At 56.9% G+C, this 18745-nt stretch carries 15 protein-coding genes; 2 read left to right on the top strand and 13 right to left on the bottom strand.

Annotated features, from left to right (window positions below):
* Window positions 1–222 precede the first annotated feature (222 nt).
* The 4 genes from GC090_RS03690 to GC090_RS03675 form a co-directional block, all read right to left on the bottom strand.
* Entirely contained in the window at window positions 223–384 is a 162-nt protein-coding gene (locus GC090_RS03690) for a DUF1328 domain-containing protein (RefSeq protein ID WP_003848537.1), read from the bottom strand.
* A gap of 99 nt (window positions 385–483) precedes the next feature.
* Window positions 484–1098: a molecular chaperone OsmY gene (gene osmY / locus GC090_RS03685; protein WP_006117598.1), complete on the bottom strand. Its 615-nt coding sequence runs from the start codon at window positions 1096–1098 to the stop codon at window positions 484–486.
* A 255-nt stretch (window positions 1099–1353) separates the two neighbouring features.
* On the bottom strand, window positions 1354–2940 hold the full coding sequence (gene prfC, locus GC090_RS03680) for a peptide chain release factor 3 (RefSeq protein ID WP_039342235.1): 1587 nt from the start codon (window positions 2938–2940) through the stop codon (window positions 1354–1356).
* 347 nt (window positions 2941–3287) lie between these two features.
* On the bottom strand, window positions 3288–3887 hold the full coding sequence (locus tag GC090_RS03675; protein WP_324021516.1) for a pentapeptide repeat-containing protein: 600 nt from the start codon (window positions 3885–3887) through the stop codon (window positions 3288–3290).
* Between the two features lie 423 nt (window positions 3888–4310).
* Here GC090_RS03675 and ftnA point away from each other — a divergent pair, with 423 nt between their 5' ends.
* Entirely contained in the window at window positions 4311–4817 is a 507-nt protein-coding gene (gene ftnA, locus GC090_RS03670) for a non-heme ferritin (RefSeq protein ID WP_006117595.1), read from the top strand.
* A 70-nt stretch (window positions 4818–4887) separates the two neighbouring features.
* Here the strand turns inward: ftnA and GC090_RS03665 are convergent, their stop codons facing one another.
* Both GC090_RS03665 and GC090_RS03660 read right to left on the bottom strand, forming a co-directional pair.
* Window positions 4888–7251 (bottom strand): glycoside hydrolase family 31 protein, encoded by a 2364-nt coding sequence (locus GC090_RS03665; RefSeq protein ID WP_058708817.1) that lies wholly within the window; start codon window positions 7249–7251, stop codon window positions 4888–4890.
* Between the two features lie 10 nt (window positions 7252–7261).
* Entirely contained in the window at window positions 7262–8569 is a 1308-nt protein-coding gene (locus tag GC090_RS03660) for an MFS transporter (protein ID WP_133745631.1), read from the bottom strand.
* A 217-nt stretch (window positions 8570–8786) separates the two neighbouring features.
* Between GC090_RS03660 and GC090_RS03655 the strand changes: the two genes are divergently transcribed.
* Complete coding sequence (locus tag GC090_RS03655) at window positions 8787–9851, top strand: LacI family DNA-binding transcriptional regulator (protein ID WP_039342364.1); 1065 nt, start codon at window positions 8787–8789, stop codon at window positions 9849–9851.
* Window positions 9852–9868: 17 nt separating this feature from the next.
* On the opposite strand, the gene GC090_RS03650 is transcribed toward GC090_RS03655, so the two are convergent.
* The 7 genes from GC090_RS03650 to GC090_RS03620 form a co-directional block, all read right to left on the bottom strand.
* Window positions 9869–10957: an MBL fold metallo-hydrolase gene (locus tag GC090_RS03650; protein ID WP_324020880.1), complete on the bottom strand. Its 1089-nt coding sequence runs from the start codon at window positions 10955–10957 to the stop codon at window positions 9869–9871.
* Entirely contained in the window at window positions 10945–12687 is a 1743-nt protein-coding gene (locus GC090_RS03645; protein ID WP_033739752.1) for an ABC transporter permease, read from the bottom strand. The genes GC090_RS03650 and GC090_RS03645 overlap by 13 nt, the downstream gene beginning before the upstream one ends.
* Before the next feature lie 2 nt (window positions 12688–12689).
* Window positions 12690–13691: an ABC transporter substrate-binding protein gene (locus GC090_RS03640; RefSeq protein ID WP_133745630.1), complete on the bottom strand. Its 1002-nt coding sequence runs from the start codon at window positions 13689–13691 to the stop codon at window positions 12690–12692.
* A 15-nt stretch (window positions 13692–13706) separates the two neighbouring features.
* On the bottom strand, window positions 13707–14774 hold the full coding sequence (locus GC090_RS03635; protein WP_324020878.1) for an ABC transporter ATP-binding protein: 1068 nt from the start codon (window positions 14772–14774) through the stop codon (window positions 13707–13709).
* A gap of 74 nt (window positions 14775–14848) precedes the next feature.
* A complete protein-coding gene (locus GC090_RS03630) occupies window positions 14849–16555 on the bottom strand; it encodes a bifunctional ornithine lipid synthase OlsF (RefSeq protein ID WP_033739756.1) in 1707 nt (568 codons plus the stop codon).
* Window positions 16556–16856: 301 nt separating this feature from the next.
* A complete protein-coding gene (locus tag GC090_RS03625) occupies window positions 16857–17459 on the bottom strand; it encodes a cupin domain-containing protein (protein ID WP_033739757.1) in 603 nt (200 codons plus the stop codon).
* 375 nt (window positions 17460–17834) lie between these two features.
* A complete protein-coding gene (locus GC090_RS03620) occupies window positions 17835–18734 on the bottom strand; it encodes an ABC transporter substrate-binding protein (protein WP_006118145.1) in 900 nt (299 codons plus the stop codon).
* Between the last annotated feature and the right edge of the window lie 11 nt (window positions 18735–18745).

The raw sequence follows: 18745 nt of genomic DNA, 5'->3' as shown, positions 1-18745 counted from the left end.
GGGATCCCGAAATACGAATGAAGAGAATGCAGGGAGTTAATTGTGGGTCGATACTAGCACGGAGAACCAGCCAGAGTGTCCATTAATTGTGCTATTAGCGTTGCGCTTTTTAACACTTCGTTGCGAATATGAAGCATCCTTTGCTTCACACTACCTTTCGCGACAAATAACTGGTCTCCGTTTAACGCTGACTATGCCAGCGTTAACCTGTCTGGGTCATCGCTATAGCTTTTTACGGCCAGTAAACAAGCTGATGAGGAACAGAATAATACCCACCACGAACACGACTTTCGCTGCCCATGCTGCGGTACCGGCCAGGCCACCAAAACCTAATGCAGCGGCGATCAGTGCAATCACCAGAAAAATAATGCCCCAACGAAACATAAGCCTCTCCTTAACCATTTTTAATATTGAACTGCTTGTTTCATCCCAGGATGGGTATTCTTATTTGTGCGGCCCGGACAGAGGCCGCACGGAGTCATGTTAAGACTTGACCTTCAGGTCGTTTTTAACACTTTTTACGCCTTCGATAGCTTTCGCGATGCTCTCGGCACGATCGGACTGCGCCTGGTTCGCCACTTCACCTGAGAGCTGTACCACACCGTCGGTGGTTTCAACTTTCACGTTACGTGAAGGAACCTTGTCATCTGCTAATAGCTTAGCTTTAATTTCGCTGGTTGTGGCAGCGTCACCGGCATAACCTTTCATGGACTGCTTTTTCACGTCTTTTACGTGCAGCTTGTCACTAACGGATTTCACACCTTCGACTTTCTTCACCACGGCCACGGCTTTTTCCGCCTGGTCTTGTGAAGTCACGAAACCGCTCAGCGTCACAACGCCGTTGTGGGTTTTGACCGAAATATCGGTGCTCTTAATCGAGTCGTCATCCACCAGCGCCGCTTTCGCTTTGGCGGTCACCGCGCTGTCGTCCATAAAGCCACCGACTTTCTTCATTGAGCTGTCGATTTTCGCGCCCGCGCTGTCAGCGGTTTGTGACGCTTTCTGAGACGCGGACTCTTCTGCAAAGACGTTTCCGCTTAACAGTGCGGTACCTACCATTGCAGCCATTAATGTTTTAGTAAGCTTAGTTGTGTGCATCGATATCATCCTTCTATCTGTTAATTCGCCCCAGACTGTGGGCGCAAGAGCAGCAAACAACGCTACTGCGGCACAGGACGCATGGAGAAATAAGTCTCTTTAACCGTCCGATGAAATAAGGATAGTCGGGATTTGGCACTTTGCTCGGGTAACTGGTTGATCGTGCGTCAAAAGCGAGGAAAAAGCGTGTTTTAGGAGGGTTCTGTATCGTGGGAAACCGGGCCATTCCCAGGGAGAATGGCCCGGAAAACGCGATTAGTGCTCGCGGGTTTTGCGGAAAATGACGTCAGGATAGCGCTCCTGAGTGATGTTCAGGTTCACCATTGTTGGGGCGATATAGGTCAGATTATCGCCGCCATCCAGCGCGAGGTTGACCTCGTTTTTACGCTGGAAATCTTCAAATTTTTTGGCGTCTTTGCATTCAACCCAGCGCGCCGTCGACACGTTAATCGCCTCATAGATGGCTTCGACGTTGTATTCGCTCTTCAGGCGCGCCACCACCACGTCAAACTGCAGCACACCGACCGCACCGACAATCAGGTCGTTGTTATGCACCGGGCGGAACACCTGCACTGCCCCCTCTTCCGACAGTTGGACTAATCCTTTCAGCAGCTGTTTCTGCTTAAGCGGATCGCGCAGGCGGATACGGCGGAACAGTTCGGGGGCGAAGTTCGGAATCCCGGTAAACTTCATGTTTTCACCCTGCGTAAAGGTGTCGCCGATCTGAATGGTGCCGTGGTTATGCAGGCCGATAATGTCGCCCGGATAGGCTTCTTCCACATGCGAACGGTCGCCCGCCATAAAGGTCAACGCATCCGAAATCACTACATCTTTGCCGGTACGGACCTGACGCAGCTTCATGCCTTTTTCATAACGCCCCGACACGACGCGCATAAAGGCCACGCGGTCACGGTGTTTTGGGTCCATGTTGGCCTGAATTTTAAACACGAAGCCCGTGAATTTCTCTTCTTTGGCTTCAACGGTGCGGGTATCGGTCTGGCGCGGCATAGGGCGCGGCGCCCACGCCACCAGGCCATCCAGCATATGATCTACGCCGAAGTTACCCAGTGCGGTTCCGAAGAACACCGGCGACAGCTGACCGCTGAGAAACGCGTCCAGTTCAAACTCGTGTGATGCGCCCTGCACCAGCTCCAGCTCGTCACGCAGTTGCGAGGCCAGCTCTTCCCCGACGGCCGCATCGAGGTCAGGGTTGTTCAGGCCCTTAACGATGCGGACTTCCTGAATCGTGTGACCTTTACCGGTCTGATACAGGTAGGTTTCGTCCTTGTAGAGATGGTAAACGCCTTTAAACAGCTTGCCGCAGCCAATCGGCCAGGTGATGGGCGCGCAGGCAATTTTTAGCTCACTTTCCACTTCATCCAGCAACTCCATCGGATCGCGGATATCACGGTCAAGTTTGTTCATAAAGGTCAGGATCGGCGTATCGCGCAGACGGGTTACTTCCATCAGCTTACGGGTACGATCCTCGACACCTTTCGCCGCATCGATCACCATCAGGCAGCAGTCGACCGCCGTCAGCGTACGATAGGTATCCTCGGAGAAGTCTTCGTGCCCCGGTGTATCCAGCAGGTTTACCAGGCTGTCACGATAGGGAAACTGCATAACGGAGGTAGTAATCGAAATACCACGCTGCTTTTCCATCTCCATCCAGTCGGATTTTGCGTGCTGGTTAGAGCCACGGCCTTTTACCGTACCGGCGGTCTGGATAGCCTGTCCGAACAGCAGAACTTTTTCGGTGATGGTGGTTTTACCGGCATCCGGGTGCGAGATAATCGCGAAGGTGCGGCGGCGTGCCACCTCTTCTAAAAAGGGATTAGACATGAGTGAATTCTTCTCAACGTAGCCACGCACTCTCAGGCGCAGCAGATAAATCACGGTGGCCGGCAGAATTTTACCGGCGAGTAAACGGTGCCAGATGCGACTTTCTGTCGTCGCGGGATGAGCGCAAAGTTACATTGGCGTGATTCCGGTTACCTGGTCAACTTTAAGGCGGCATAGCATACAATATTTTGCGCTATTGGCCTACAGCGGACGGAAGAGAAAGTCGCGCCACCGGCAAACAGCGGGTCACTGTGCAGCAGAGGGCTGCTGGTGAAGCCAACGCGGGGGAAATGACGCCGGGTTTTCTCCCGTCTTTACGGTATTCATCCCGCCGCCTCGCCAGCGGGTTAATCCACCAGCTCAATGCCCAGACTTTCCAGCAGGCAAACCGCCTCCAGCCGCGAAAAGCGGGCTTTTTCGACTGTGTTATTAAAGATGTTGATGGCGTAATGCCAGGATTCCGTCAGATCGGCCCCGCGCAGCACGGTGTGATGAAACAGGCTGCCCGTCATGTCACACTCGGTCAGCGTGGCACCCGTTAAATCGCACTCTCTGAAATCCACCTCGATCAGTTTGCATCCTTCCATTTTCACGCCGTGTAGCCGCAGACCAAAAAACGATCCGCTGGTCAGGATACACGTTGAAAAGTGCAATTCATGGTCCAGGTAAAAATCAGGCCACCAGGCTTTCGTCCAGTCCATGCCGGTCAGCTTGCAGTCGTTAAAGTGAACGCCAAAGAAGCGGGTGCCGGACGGATCGACCAGACTGAGGTTACAGTGCGTAAAGACGCAGTTAATGAATTTACAGGCTGAAAAGCGCGCCGAGGTAAAGTTAACGTGCGTAAATTCACAGTCTTCAAAATGCGCCTGCGTGAGCACCCGTTCGCTGAGATCGCAGGTGGTAAAACACGCATCATAGTATTCAGTTTTGCTTTCCAAAGATTGCATTTTTACGCCATCCTCTTTCGTGCGAAGACACAGGCCCCGCTCCGCATAGTAAACCCCGGCCAGGCACACCAGTGTAATGCTGTTCATGCTTCCTGACGCGATTATGGCCTTACCTTATCACCGGGACGGGAAAAAGCGGTTGCCGGACAGTAGCAGAACGCCGCAGAACGCGGTCCACTGACGGATCCGGGCCGACTGGATAAACCGCCTTCACGCCCGCGCGTCCGGCACAACCTGGCTCAGACACAGGCAGAAAAGCAGACCACAATGATAATCGCTCGCATTCAAGAGTTGAAATAATTCTTTTTAAATCAATCAGATAAAATGGTATTTTTTTAACAAAACGCTTCACATTTCTTATAAGCCTGATGCATAATTCATCACTTATCACCTGTCTATTTACAATGAAATAAGGACGCGGCCATGCTGACTGCTGAAATGACTGGGCGTTTAAACGACCAGCTGAACCTGGAATTTTTCTCCGCGAATCTCTATTTACAGATGAGTGCGTGGTGCAGCGATAAAGGCTATGAGGGCGCAGCGTCCTTCCTGAAAATGCACTCACGTGAAGAAATGGAACACATGCAGCGCCTGTTTAACTATCTGAGCGATACCGGTGCGATGCCGGTGCTGGGTACCATCGCAGCCCCGCCTGTTGCCTACAATTCACTGAACGAAGTGCTGATTCAGGCGCTGGATCATGAAAAGCTGATCACCAGTAAGATTAACGAGCTGGCCCATGCGGCAATGACCACCCAGGACTATTCGACCTTCAACTTCCTGCAATGGTACGTTGCGGAACAGCATGAAGAAGAGAAGCTGTTTAAAACCGTACTGGACAAACTGGCGATGGTCGGCGAAGGCGGCAATGGCCTGTTCCTGGTAGATAAAGACCTGGGACGCATGAGCACTGAAACGCACTCAGCCTGAATACAAACCGGCCCACGCAGGTGGGCCGGTGGTTATCGTAACGAACCCTACCGGTCTGACACGTTACGGCTTATGCCAGCCGATAGCATGATGTCATTTCACCATTGATCCACAACGTACGTTTCTCACCCGGCGGTAAGATAACCGTCATTTCCCGCCATGCTGGCAGATAATCCCCGCGCTTCTCGACCGTCAGATCCAGCCGCGACGCGCTACTGGTTAACGTCCAGCTCAGCCAGAGTGCATTGCCCTGGCGCCAGCCGTGCGACTCGCCGTCATCGTCAAACAGCTCACCGTGGGTCGTGGCGTTGCCCGGCGCAGGCCATACCTGCAGTTCACGCACGTTGTCACGTTGCGCATCGGTGGTGGTTTCACACTGGCCAAGCGGAAGCGCGGCACCTGCGCGCACCAGCAGCGGCAGGCGATCCAGCGGTGCATCCAGCGTAACTGTTTGTCCGCCCGCCAGCCAGTTGCCGTTATGCCAGTCATACCAGCCGTGTGGATTCTCGGGCAGATATACGGATCGGGTACGCGCGCCCTGCTCCACAACGCTGGCGACCAGCAGGTCGCGTCCCAGCATAAAGTCATCGCACTCATCATAGGTCCGTGCATCGTTCTCATGGTCCAGGAAAGTCGGACGCAGCATCGGTTCATCGTGCGCGCTGGCCTGCCATGCCAGCGTATACAGATACGGCATCAGCCGGTAACGCAGGCGAATCGCCTCGCGAATCATTGGCGTGGCTTCCGGATACATCCACGGCTCATTCACGGTGTGATCGTCATTCCATGAGTGAATGGTAAAACGCGGATGCATAACACCATTCTGAACCCAGCGCACAAACAGCTCCGGATCCGGTTTATCCCCGGCAAAGCCGCCGACATCGTGCCCCACGTTAAACAATCCTGACAGGCTCATCCCCAGTCCCATGCGGATGTTGTAGCGCAGGGTCTGCCAGTTGGTCCGGTTATCCCCGCTCCAGGTCTGCACATAGCGTTGCATACCGGCACAACCCGAACGGGAAATCAGGTACGGGCGTTTTTCCGGGGCAAAACGCTGTTGGGCTTCCAGCGAGGCGCGCATCATCAGCAACGGCATGACCGGACGAATATGCTTAATGGCAATCGGCTGGCCGAAGCCATGACAACGCGCTTCGCCGTCCCAGACTTCATATTCATTGTTGTCGTTCCAGGTCGCGTCGATGCCTTTTTTCAGCAACTGCTCCGTGACGTTTTCCTGCCACCACGCCACCGTTTTGGGATGGGTGAAATCCAGATGCGAACCTTCGTCGTCCCAGAACACGGAGCGTTCTGGCTGATCCTGCTCAGAATCACGGATAAACAGTCCCTGAGCCGCCACCTCGTCATAGCGCGGATGATCCTGTAACAGACAGGGTTTGATATTGGCTGCCAGCTTCATCCCGGCATCATGGAACGCGGCGGTCATCGCCTCGGGATTGGGCACTTTGTCGTAGTTCCAGTTAAAGACATAGCGCTTGTTATTAATTGAGGTATAACCGGATGACAGCTGGAACGAATCACAGGGGATCTCATGCTCACGGCACAGCTGGATGAAGGAGAGCAGCTGGTGTTGCGCATCCGGCGCATCGGTGTAGTGCATGGTGGATCCGCTGTAGCCCAGGCTCCATTTCGGCTGAAAGAGCGTTCGGCCCGTCAGGCGCACAAACGCCTTGGTCACATCCAGCAGCGTCGGCCCCAGCATCATGTAGTAATCCAGATCGCCCGCCTCTGCACGATAGCGGCGATAAGGCAGATGGTAGTTATCCAGCTCATTGCCCAGATCGAGCCAGCTACTGGAAAGATTATCGTAAAACAGCCCAAAACTGACGCCGTCGCGCTGGGTCAGCGTGAAGGGAATATGTTTATAGAGCGGATCGGTGCTGGCCGCGTTATAGCCCATCGCATCCAGATTACGCATCTCATAGCGGCGATTAACCCGGTTAAGATCCCCGCTCTTTTCGCCCAGGCCATACACCCGATCCTGCGGCTGACGGCGCTGGTAATGTTCAACGCCATCGCCATGCATGTTCAGCAGATAAGCCCCGGTATGACGATCGGCCGCCAGCGGCTGCCACTCGGTACCATCGAAATGCTCCCAGCTAAGGTACAACGGCGAATGCACCGTCACGCGCAGCCGGTCGGTGGCCAGGCGAACAAACTGCGCCCCCTGTTCAAAGGTGAATGCGGGCAACGAAAAGCCTTCCAGCGATTCCCGATCGCGCCCCTGCCAGGGCACGTCATCCTGAGGCGCAATGCTCCAGGTCCGGTTTAATGCCAGCTCCCCATCGCGTTTCAATAACACGCGCATCAGCCCGCTTTCCAATACGTAAATACGTAAAAAGTGACGCTGCTCGGTTTTCAGTTCGACGAAGTGCGCTGCCTGCTGATGGAGCGTCCATGTCTTAAGCGTTTTCATCAGGTTACCCTCAATTTTTAGCAATATTCTGGCGGCGTTCGGCGATAAACATCACCAGGAAAACCGCGCCAATCAGGTCAAAGAAACCCATGGCAATAAACAGGGGATTGAAGCCAATCGTGTCGGCGGTGACGCCGATAATCAGCGAGAAGATAAAGCTGGCGATCCAGGCGCAGGATCCGCGCATGCCGTTGACTGTCGCCATCTGGCGGCGATCAAAACGCTCTACCACCAGCGCACTCAACATGCAGGAGATCACCTGATGACCGAAGCCACCAATGGAGATCAGCGCGATGGCCAGGTAGGGATCTTTAACCAGCGTCATTAACGCCAGCGAGATCATCAGCACCGCACCGGTGATCGAACTGGCAACGATCGAGTTCACCCGGGTGCAGCCAAACCAGCGCACATAAATTTTGGTCAGATAACCACTGGCCACGCTGCCAATATCTGCCGCCAGGAAGGGCAGCCAGGCAAACATCACGATCTGTTTCAGATCCATGCCGCGTTCATTGGCGAGGTAGAGCGGCACCCAAAAGCTCAGCACGGCCCAGGCGGGTTCGGCTAAAAAGGCCGGAATGGCAATGCCATAGAATTTCTTTTCTTTGCCGATGACTTTCAGCGCGGTAAAGAACGGTAACTTTTCACCGATGACTTCCTTGTCCTGCGTAATAAAATCCCGCTCTTCATCCGACAAACGAGGATGGCGTTCCGGTGAGTGATAACCCCACCACCAGAGCGTGACCCAGATAAGGCCAAGGCCGCCGGTCAGCAGGAACGCGCCCTGCCAGCCAAAGGAGATATGGGCGACATAGATGATGGGCGGTGCCAGCATCGCGCCAATAGAGAACCCCACGCCCGCCCAGCCTGCCGCAACCGGACGTTCCTTTTTCGGAAACCACTCGCCGATGGCCTTGGCGTTGGCCGGCGTCGCCGCCGCTTCGGAGGCACCCATCACAAAGCGCAGCAGCGCCAGATGCAGCCAGCTTCCCGCCCCGGCGTGCAGCAGGCAGGTGATCGACCAGATGACGGCGCAAATCAGAAAGCCCATCTTCAGACCGATGACATCGATTAACCAACCGCACACGGGCTGAAACAACGTGTAGGCCAGCTGGAAGGCGGCAACGACCCAGGAATATTGCTCGGTGCTCATATTCAGGGTGTTTTTCAGTTCAGGGGCCAGAATGCCCAGGGAGTTTCGGGTGATGTAGTTCACCGTCACGCCAAGCAGAAACATGCCCAGCATCCACCAGCGCAGATTTTTTATGATCCGCAGCGGGCGCGATGCGCTGCGGGCAGAGGTTGAGTCGAGACTCATGATGACGCTCCTGTAGCCAGTGATTATCACGTTGCCGTGAACAAACTTCTCTCTGCCCCGACCTTAAAAAAGCGCAAAACGTGGGTACAGCCAATTTTTTGCAACTCTTTTCATGGCAAGCTTGCAGCACAACAAAAATGTCCGTTCACACCAGAAAGGACACGATTCAGCACTTTATGAAAAATTTTTCATTTGCAGACTTGAGGGCGATCACAGAATGAAACAAAGCTTAAAAGTGAGCGAAATTGCCGCCCTGAGCGGTGTGTCGGTGAGCACGGTTTCACGCGTTCTGGCCGGCAAAGCCAACATTCGCCCTGCCACGCGCGACAAGGTACTGCGTATTGCCCAACAGCAAGGTGTGCTGGACAACCTGCACCATGGCCGGCTGCTGCTTAATGACCTGATCGTGTTTGCGCCGCCGCGTGCCTTCGATATCCGTACGGATATTTTCTATTACAAGGTGATCCAGGGGATCAGCGAAGCCGTGAAACCGCACGATGTCCGGGTGCGCTACTGCCCGCTGGAAGAAGTCGACAGCGATGCGGCACTGTTTATCGATAAGATGCAGCAGACCGAAGCTGCGCTGGTGATTGGTATTGATGATGAACATATCCATCAGCTGGCCGCTGAAATGCACAAGCCCTGCGTGCTGATTAATGCCCGCGACCGCCGGATGCGCCTGCCGTCGGTCTCCCCCGATCATCATTTGATTGGCGAGTTCTCAGCACGCTATCTGTTTGAACAGGGCCACCGGCAAATCCTGTCGCTGCACTGCCTGCGCCGCTACACGATGGAGCAGCGGCTACAAGGCGTCCGTGATGCCTGGCATGCCATGAATCTGCGCTTCGACAGTCGTCAGCATCTGCTAACGCTGAACAGCTTTAGCAGCAATGACGCCCGCGACCGGCTGAGCGACTACCTGCGCCATTGCCCTCAGGCGCAGCGGCCCACGGCCATTCTGGCCAGCGGCGATTATATTGCCGCCGGGGCGGTTCAGGCGTTACAGCAGGCGGGCCTGCGGGTGCCGGAGGATGTGTCGGTGATGAGCATGGATGGTTTTAACCTGGCGACCGTTCAGGAGATTCCCTTAACCTCAGTACAGGTGCCACGCGATGAGCTGGGCGAAGCCGCGGTGAGAATTCTTCAGTCGCTCCGGTTAGATCCGGATCTTCCTCCGGGTAACCTGCTGCTGAACGGCAAACTGGTGGTGCGCGATTCGGTACGCCGCATCCGGGATAATCCGGGCCATGCGCCGGTCCAGCAGTACGGGCTTTACAGTTGAAGCCGTTTGCTAAAGCGTCAGACAAAACTCTCCCAGCGGGATGACAGCGTGAAGTGACGCTGCCAGCACAGCGTGCTACCCGCACGGGCCATCAACTGCTGACACTGTTCGGGTGCGACAAAGGCGGGGATCACCTGCTCGGCTCCGCAGTGTTTTATCAGGGCCAGTTGATCGTCCAGCGGCGGATGAACGTTCCAGGGCAGCCACTGCGCCAGCCCGTTTTGCAGCATCTCAAAGGCTCGTGTCCCGCGGGCGACGTGGCTACTAAAAATCAGGGTAAACTCAGGGCAGTGGCTCAGCGTGGCCGCCAGACCGCTGTCGGCGACCGCATCGGCAGCCACGATTACGCTGTCAGGTTGCCAGCGTGCCGGTGTCGGCTCGCGCAGCAGCGGCAGTAACGCCAGCGCCGTGGCGGCCGGTAACGTTTTTTGCGCCAGCAACTGGGAGACTTCCTCGCGCACCTGCGGACACAGCCTGACCGGTAATCCCTGGCTGCGCAGTCGCAGGGCCATCTCTGGCCCTCTGCCATGTAACGGTGCCGTGACCACCACCCCGTGTCGGGCCGCCTGCACCAGCGCGTCGACCTGTTGATGCAGACGCTGATGACGGTCGCCGTAGGACGCATCGGTAATCAGCCAGCGCGCCCGTGGTGGGCGGTCAAACGGTAACAATAATGACTCGCGGCTCCAGTCACCCATATAGGTGATGCCGCCAGCGACAGGCAGATGAAGCCACACGGATCCCGGTGAATGTCCGCTCCGGCCGGTAAACAGATTCAGTGGCCCTACGGCGCACTGGCCCTGTAAAGGCAGCGCATGTCGGCAGCGCGCAGGCACCGGACCGTCGCCCAACTGCTGCCAGGTGATGTCCGTCGCGTAAACCGGTGGCGAGCCCAGTTGCTGCCAGCTGTCCAGCGCCCCGGTATGATCGCGATGAGAATGGGTCAGGCAGATCGCATCAACCTGACCGATGGCGGCCAGATCGGGTCTGACGCCCGGCTCCGGCCCGGCTCCCAGGTCCCACAGCAGACGATAGCCCTGAATCTCCAGCAGGAACGCCGCGGGCAATTTGCCGCCCACCCCGCTTACAACGGTCAGGCTTGCCATGGCAATGTACCCTGTGGCAGACGACGCGTTAAACGCGTCGCCAGCAGCATTAAGGTCAGAACCACCAGTATCATCAGGCAACCCACCGCCGCCGCCAGCGGGGCAGATCCGCCTTCATCAAGAAAGATAATCGTGGGACCGAGGGTTTGCGTTTCCGATGTCACCAGCAGAACCGATACCTGAATTTCGTTTAACGCGGTAAGAAACACCAACAGACCGCCTGCCAGTGCGGAGGGTGCGGCCAGCGGCAGTAAGATATCGCGCATACGGCGCATCAGTCCTGCGCCACACAGACGGGCGGCTTCATCAAGCGCAGGTTCGATTTGCGCGAAGCCAGCCAGCACAGGCCGCAACACCAGCGCCAGAAAGTTGGACAGATAGGCGGCCAGAATGATCCAGACCGTGCCATAAATCGACACGTCCAGCAGCGGAAGCGGCGGCAGAAAAAACAGGATTGCCGCCACGCCGGTGACAATACCAGGCAGCGCATAGGTCAGCTCGCTGGCGAACCACAGGCCGCGAACCAGTCGGGTACGCTGCCAGCTCAGAAAAAAAGCCAGAAACAGCGCCATGGCGGTCAGGATCAGCGTCGCCAGCCCGGTCAGCCACAGGCTGGTTGCAAAAGCATGGCGGATGGCGGGATAGCCCCACAGCGCCTGAAAAAAGTTTTCCAGCGTCAGGGTTTGCCACGTCAGAGCCTGTCCAAAACCCCGCGTCAACGCGCTGGTCAGCAACGCACTGACGGGCAGGATAAGCGTTGCGACCATCCACAGCCAGGCCAGAATTTCTGTCGGCAAACGTGCGCCCTGTAGCGGTTGTCGCCACGCCTGCGGGGATCCACTGACGCGGACATCGCGCCGTCCGCCCAGCCAGCCGCTCAGCAACATGCCCGACAGGCTAATCAGCGCCATCAGCAACGAATAGACAGCCGTGTCCGGCAACGCACCCGGACCTGTCGCGTTAAGCTGTTGATAGACGAGGGTGATAAGCGTCGGCAGGCGCGCCGGAATGCCCAGCATGGCCTGAATACCAAAATTGCCGACGGCCGCGACAAAGGCCAGCGCGGCGCCGGCAAACAGGGCCGGACGCGCCAGCGGCAAAATGATGGTGCGAAGAATCTGCCCATGTGACGCGCCACTGATACGCGCCGCTTCCACCAGTTCGGCGGGTAAACGCCGCAGACCGGCCCGTACCGTCAGAAACACCAGCGGCGCGCTGTGCAGGCCCAGCAGCAGTACGATGCCGCCCCATGAAAAGAGCGGCTGATCGCCTGGCGCGAACCAGGGTAAACCCAGTAACTGAAACAGTGAGGCCAGCAGGCTACCCGGTGCCAGCGCCTGCAGCCAGGCCAGCGCGGTCACCTGGGGCGGAATCATCAAGGGCAGAATAAACGCAAAAACCCAGGCTGCTTTGGCGCGCATATCGCTGAGCGCGACCAGCCAGGCAGCGAGCGTGCCCAGCAGCAGCGACAACAGTGTGGCACAAAGCCCGATACTCAAGGTATTGAGCGTTGCACTGAGGACCCGCCGACTGACCAGCAACTGCGCCAGCCGCGTCAGATCGGGGACGCCCTGCGGCGCTACCGCCGTCCAGATAAGCCGGGCAAAAGGCGCCACCGACAGCAGCCCAATCATCAACACCAGCACGCCCAGCACCCACGGCTCGGCGCGAAAACGCCCGCGTGTAAGATGCCAGCAGCGAGGCTGACTGTCGTGACTCAGCACGCTCATGCTCAGCCTCCGAACAGTGCGGTAAACTGCGCCCGCACCTGCGCATCATCTGCGACCGCCTTTTCCACGTCCGGCGTCAGCAGTTTGATCTGCGCAACCGGAACAAAGCCTTCCGGCGCGGCTACGCGATCGTCAACCGGCCGGTTGCCCTGATCGGCCACCAGTTTCTGGCCCTGCTCTGACAGTAAAAAATTCACAAAGGCTTTCGCAGCGGGCAGGTTGTGGACGGATTTCATAATAGCAACCGGTTCGGTGACGTAAGACACGCCCTCTTTGGGATACACCAGATCGATCGGCGATCCTTGCTTTTTCGCCCGGATAATATCGGCATCGGTGATCACGCCATATTTATCCATCCCGCTCGCCACGGCTTTCAGTGCTGGCCCGTTGCCTCCCTGCGGCGCAATGCCCAGCGCCGCCAGCTGTTTATAGAAGTTCCAGCCGATGTCAGGCGTGGCGATGTCGGTATGCAGTTTGTACAAGGCCGCCCCGGAATAGAGCGGACTCGGCATCGCGATTTGCCCTTTGTTATCGGCGTTGAGCAATGCGTTCCAGCTGTTGACCGGTTTGGCCCGTTGCGTGTTGTAGGCAATGACCGTGGCAATGATCTTGGTGCCAAAAAAGGTCTTGTCACGATCGTAGAAGGACGGCTTCAGGTGTGCAACGGGGGCGTCCTGATAGGCATAGAGCTGCTGCTCTTTCTTCAGCGCGCCGAGATTAATGGCATCCGCAACCAGCAGCACATCAGGCTTGACTCTGCCGCTCATCATTTCCGTATGCAGCACATTCATTAACTGCGTGGTGCCGTTGCGCGTCCACTCCACCTGAATATCGGGATAGGCCGCTTTGAACGCATCCATCGTTTGCTGTGCAATTTCCGGTGCCTGCGAGGTGTACACCACCAGTTTACCGGTGGGCTGGTCTGCCGCCTGCGCCAGCGCTGAGCCTGCCAGCAATACGGTAAACAGCAGCGAGGTCACCGAAGTGAAAATAGCCTTTTTCATACTGTCTGAAGTCCTTTATGCGGGGAGAATCCAGCCGTCAGTCACGATAATGCCGACGGTATCGTCAACCGTAAGCGCAGAAACGTCGTTGAGGGCCAGGGTAAAAGACACATCAGGCGCTGCCGAGGGGGACAGATGGACGTCGTAATGACCGCCACGGTAGACCAGACGTGTGATCTGCGCGGCAAAATGCCCGGTTTCGCCCCGGGCCAGGCGGAAACTGGCGCGATGGAAACTGGCTTTGCCATAAGGTAAGGCTGTCTGCTGCGCGGCACAACGCAGCCGTAGTCGCGTACCGCAGAGCATGACCGATGCCACGCCCTGTCCCAGGGGTTCAATATCCTGTATCGGTAGCACACGTCCTTCATCGATAAAGGTAGCAACCATCTCGTTGGCCGGTTCGCGCCACAAGGTTTGTGGCGAGGCAAACTGCATCACCTGACCACCCTCCATCACCACAATACGATCGGCCAGTGCCATGGCCTCACGCTGATCGTGGGTGATGTAAATCAGCGTCGCGCCGCTGTGACGATGAAAACGGCGAAATTCGTCTTCCATCGCCGCGCGCAGATGTACGTCAAGGTTAGCCAGGGGTTCATCAAGCAGCACCAGCCGTGGCCTGGCCACCAGACAACGCGCCAGCGCCACGCGCTGACGCTGGCCCCCGGAGAGATCGGCCGGGTGCCGATCGGCAAACGCCAGCAGATCGACCAGCGTCAAGGCCTGCCGGATGCGATCCGCCCGTTCAGTTCGGTTTACGCCGGTGACTTTCAGGCTGTAGCCCACGTTTTCGGCCACCGTCATGTGCGGCCACAGCGCGTAGTTTTGAAACACCACGCCAAGATCGCGACGTTCCGGAGGCAGGTGAAAATCCGGAGCAGCAAACACGGTGTCGTCCACCCGAATCTCGCCGCGATCCAGCGTTTCGAATCCGGCGATCAGGCGTAGCAAGGTTGTCTTGCCGCAGCCGGACGGACCCAGCACGGCGACAAATTCGCCCTGCTGGATCTTCAGCGTTACGTCATGGATAACCGGCTGCGCCGCGAAGGCCTTATGCAGCCCGGTGAGAGAGAGTGCGGCCATATCTACTGTGCCTTTGCCATAAACGTCCTGCGTTAAACGTTACGACACGTTGATGACAGCACCGTGACATCCCGCTACTTCGGCAGATGCACCGCCACGTAACGTTCATAGCGCGACGGCTTGATTTTGGTGAGATCCGCCAGCACCAGCCCATCAATACAGTTGTTAAAATCGGGATCGCTTCCGAAATCAATAAACTGCACGCCGCCCGGCTCGTACACTTCGCAGTACTGTTTGTACAGGGTCGGAATCGCGGCGCCAAGGTTACTGAGCAGTTGTTTCAGCCGCTGCAGATCCTCTTTGTAATCATTACCGCTGAACTGTGCCAGCACGTCAGGCAGCGAGGCCGGATACGGGCAGCGTGAGGTGGCCAGCGGAAAATCTGTCGGGAAGTAGATGCGGTAGAACGCCACCAGCAAATCACGCGCCGCCAGCGGCATGGTGCCTGAAATCGAGACCGGCCCGAACAGATAGCGTACTTCGGGATATTTGGCGACATAGGCACCAATGCCGAGCCAGAGGTAATCCAGTCCACGTTTGCCCCAATAGGCTGGCTGAATAAAGCTACGGCCCAGCTCGATGCCCTGGCGCAGGATCGGGATCATCCGTTCATCGTAATGGAACAGGCTGTGGCTGTAGAGACCTTCCATTCCGCGCCGTTCCAGTTGTTCGCCACCCGGAATAAACCGGTAGGCACCGACGATTTCCAGTTCGGCGTCATCCCACAGAATCAGGTGATAATAGTCATCATCGTAGCTGTCCAGGTCACGACGACGTCCGCTGCCCTCGCCCACGGCGCGAAACGCAATTTCACGCAACCGGCCCAGCTCGCGCAGGATTGGCACCCAGGTTGCGCCGTTGCGTCGCCACAGATAGATCTGCTTACCGTCGGTGGTCGTTCCCAGCAGCTCGCTTTGCAGTAGCGCTTTCTTCAGTTCAGCGCGGTCTTCCGCCAGGGCGATAGCGGATTCGGTCTGGAAGAGCCCCTTTTTTCCCTGCCCCAGGCGATAGACATGTTTACGCACACGTTTTGCCAGCTCTTTGCCTGGCGTGTGACCATCGTGCCAGTGCGCGAACGGAATCTGTGCCCCAATGCGCAGTTTGATGCGCATGCCGCGCTGCTTAAACATTTCACGCACCAGCATCAGCATCGCCACCGGTGGGGCGACTTTGGCGGTGGTGTAAAACAGGGAGCTGTTACGCCCTTCAACGTGCACCGGTACCAGCGGTGCGCGGGCTTTCGCGGCAAGGCGCAGGAAGCTGTGATGCCATTCACGGTCGCGAACGCCCGCGCTGGTGAGACGGGAAACTTCCCCGGCAGGGAAAATAATCAGTACGCCCTGATTATTGAGGTGCTGCTGCATGTGTTGCAGCTGCTGGCGGCTGGTACGGTTACCGATGTTGTCGACAGGCAACATCAGACTGTTGAGCGGCTCCAGTAACATAATCAACCGGTTTGCCACGATTTTGACATCACGGCGCACCTGAGAGATCGCATGCAGGAGTGCCATGCCATCAATCGTGCCCAGCGGATGGTTCGCCACCACCACGACCGGGCCGCGCGGCGGAATTTGTTCCAGATCGCGCTCGCTGAGTTCGCAGCGTACATCAAGGTGTTCCAGTACCTGCTCCACCATATCCAGCCCTTTCAGGTGCGGATAGCGCGCGGCAAAGCGCTGGAATTCATCTTCACGCAACACCCACTTCAGCATCCGTTTCTGCCAGTTGGCAGGACGCTGGTTAGGCCAGAAACTCTCAATAACCTGATCGACTGAAAACATAGTTAACCTTTCGTGCCTGTCCCAGAGATACAGCGAAAGTAAGTCGCGATGTTTGCACTTTTATGAATCGGGACAAATCGAAGGGCAAAATTGTCAGCACAGTCTGCTGATAACGCATGGAAACACGGATTTTATTTACTAAAAACAGCAGGTTAATAAAGACAATTTCGCCAGAGCGAAACGCGGCGTAAAGGGGGAAAAGTCGGCTATGACGTGGCAGTCACTTGCCCTTGCCGGGAGAAACAAGGGGCGGTTGCGCGGCGTAAAAAACGGCAGCGCAACCGTGCAGCGGGTCCCTGCCTTACTGCTGGTGCATGATGGTGGCAACGGGATTCCAGATCTCCGTCATCGCCCCGGCTTTGCCTGTGAAGGGATCGCGTGTTGGCAGGGGCACTTTTTTCACTTTTTCCTGCGACAGTTTGAGCAGGCCGATTTCGTCGCGCAGAATCTCGGGCTTCAGGCCCTCGGGATACGCGCCCACGGCCACGAAGTCTTCGCTGGCCGACACCTGACGGTGCCCAACGCCCGCAGGAATCAGGACGGCATCGCCCGCCCGCAGGGTAATCATACGGCCGCTGTCCCCACCAAACAGCACTTCAGCCCAGCCTTCCGCCACACCCAGCAGCTCATGCGTGTTGGGATGATAGTGCATGTAGGGGAAGATCTGATCGCGCCAGTCCGAAGGCCAGCCATTTTTTTCAAACGTCGTCTCAAACCAGCGCGCGATGTCCTCTTCCTCTTCAGGCACAACGCGCGGCCAGATGATGAGCGGCAACGGATTATTGGGCACGCCAGCAGACGGGCTGGCGAACATCAAATGTTGCGGGTTATTCGATGCACCGGCTGAAAATGTCCCTGCGGCGAAAGACATCAGCAACATCAGACTGGAAGTTTGGGCAGTCATACAATGTCTCCTTTTTTCTATAGTGTGACAAAGGTCGCAGGTGATGTAATGTGCGCCATGCATCACAATTTACACAATCATCCAAACTCGCTAACCAAAGCCAAATTAATTGTTAACAATTCCACCTTAAGTCGGTAAGGCTTTGTATCGTGGTAGGATTAATCTGTAAAACGCGCAACACAATGCGCCCGTCGCTGAGCAGGCCGGGAAAACCTGCCAGGGCAACCGGCCATGCAGCCTGTTTATATCAGGAAGGGATGAGCGAAAACAGGCTGACCGCGCAGCCTTCTTCTGTCAGATGAGACGGGATTATTCGCCCGTGCTGGCACTGGACTGTCAGGGCCTGTGGGGGAAAATCCGCCTGCAGGCCCTGAATCAGTACACAATACCGGGTGGGTTAATCGTGGAATGGGTGATCGCCTCATCCTGCTCACCCCAGCGTTGCAAAACCTGCTGATATTGTCCGCCTGCAATCGTGCCATCGAGTGCAGTTTGCAGCGCCGCCGCCAGGCCATTGCCCTTTTTCGTCGTGACGGCAACCCAGGCGCGAAACGGCCCCTGGCCCACCAGTTTCGTCTGGCCCCGTGAGGCGACTTTCCAGGCCGCCACAGAATGTGGACCAAACATCACATCGGCCCGCCCAGATAGCAGATACAGCGTGGCTGAAGCATCATCGGTCAGATAGATCGGCGTAACCGGCGGCAAGCCCTTCGCCCGATTCTGTGCGTCCCAGTTCAGCAGAATGCGTTCCTGATTGGTCCCCGAGGCCACGATGATACGTTTCCCTGCCACGTCCGCCGGTGAGGTGATCGCGCGGAGGGGACTGTCAGCTTTGACCGAAAAGGCATGGTTATCGGCACGATAGGTCGCGAAATCAAATTTCTGCTTTCGCTCTTCGGTTACTGCGATGTTAAACATGGCTACGTCATAGCGGCCTGCGCGAATGCCCAGGGGCCAGTCCTCCCAGGAGGCCGGCACCAGTTTCAGTTTGAGTCCCAGGCTGTCTGCCAGCAGGCGGGCAATGTCCGGATCGCTGCCAATGCGCGTCACGTTATCCGACGCCAGCAGCGCCAGCGGCGGTGAGTGGATAGCCGAGGTGGCGACGGTCAAGGTGCCCGGCTCCACAAACGGAAAATTCGCCGGGATTTTTCTCACCGCTTCCGGGTTCACGGGCGCATGAATGGGCTGTTCATTCTGGGCGGCATCCCGTCTTTCTTCGGCGCATACCGCACCGCTCACCAACACCGCTAACAGCGTCAGAGACGCGTATTTCATATCGGCGGCTC

This window comes from Pantoea sp. JZ29, assembly GCF_035190385.1.
GTDB classification, from domain to species: domain Bacteria; phylum Pseudomonadota; class Gammaproteobacteria; order Enterobacterales; family Enterobacteriaceae; genus Pantoea; species Pantoea stewartii.
Note: the sequence above shows the minus strand (reverse complement) of the source record. Positions and strands in the feature narration are given on the sequence as shown.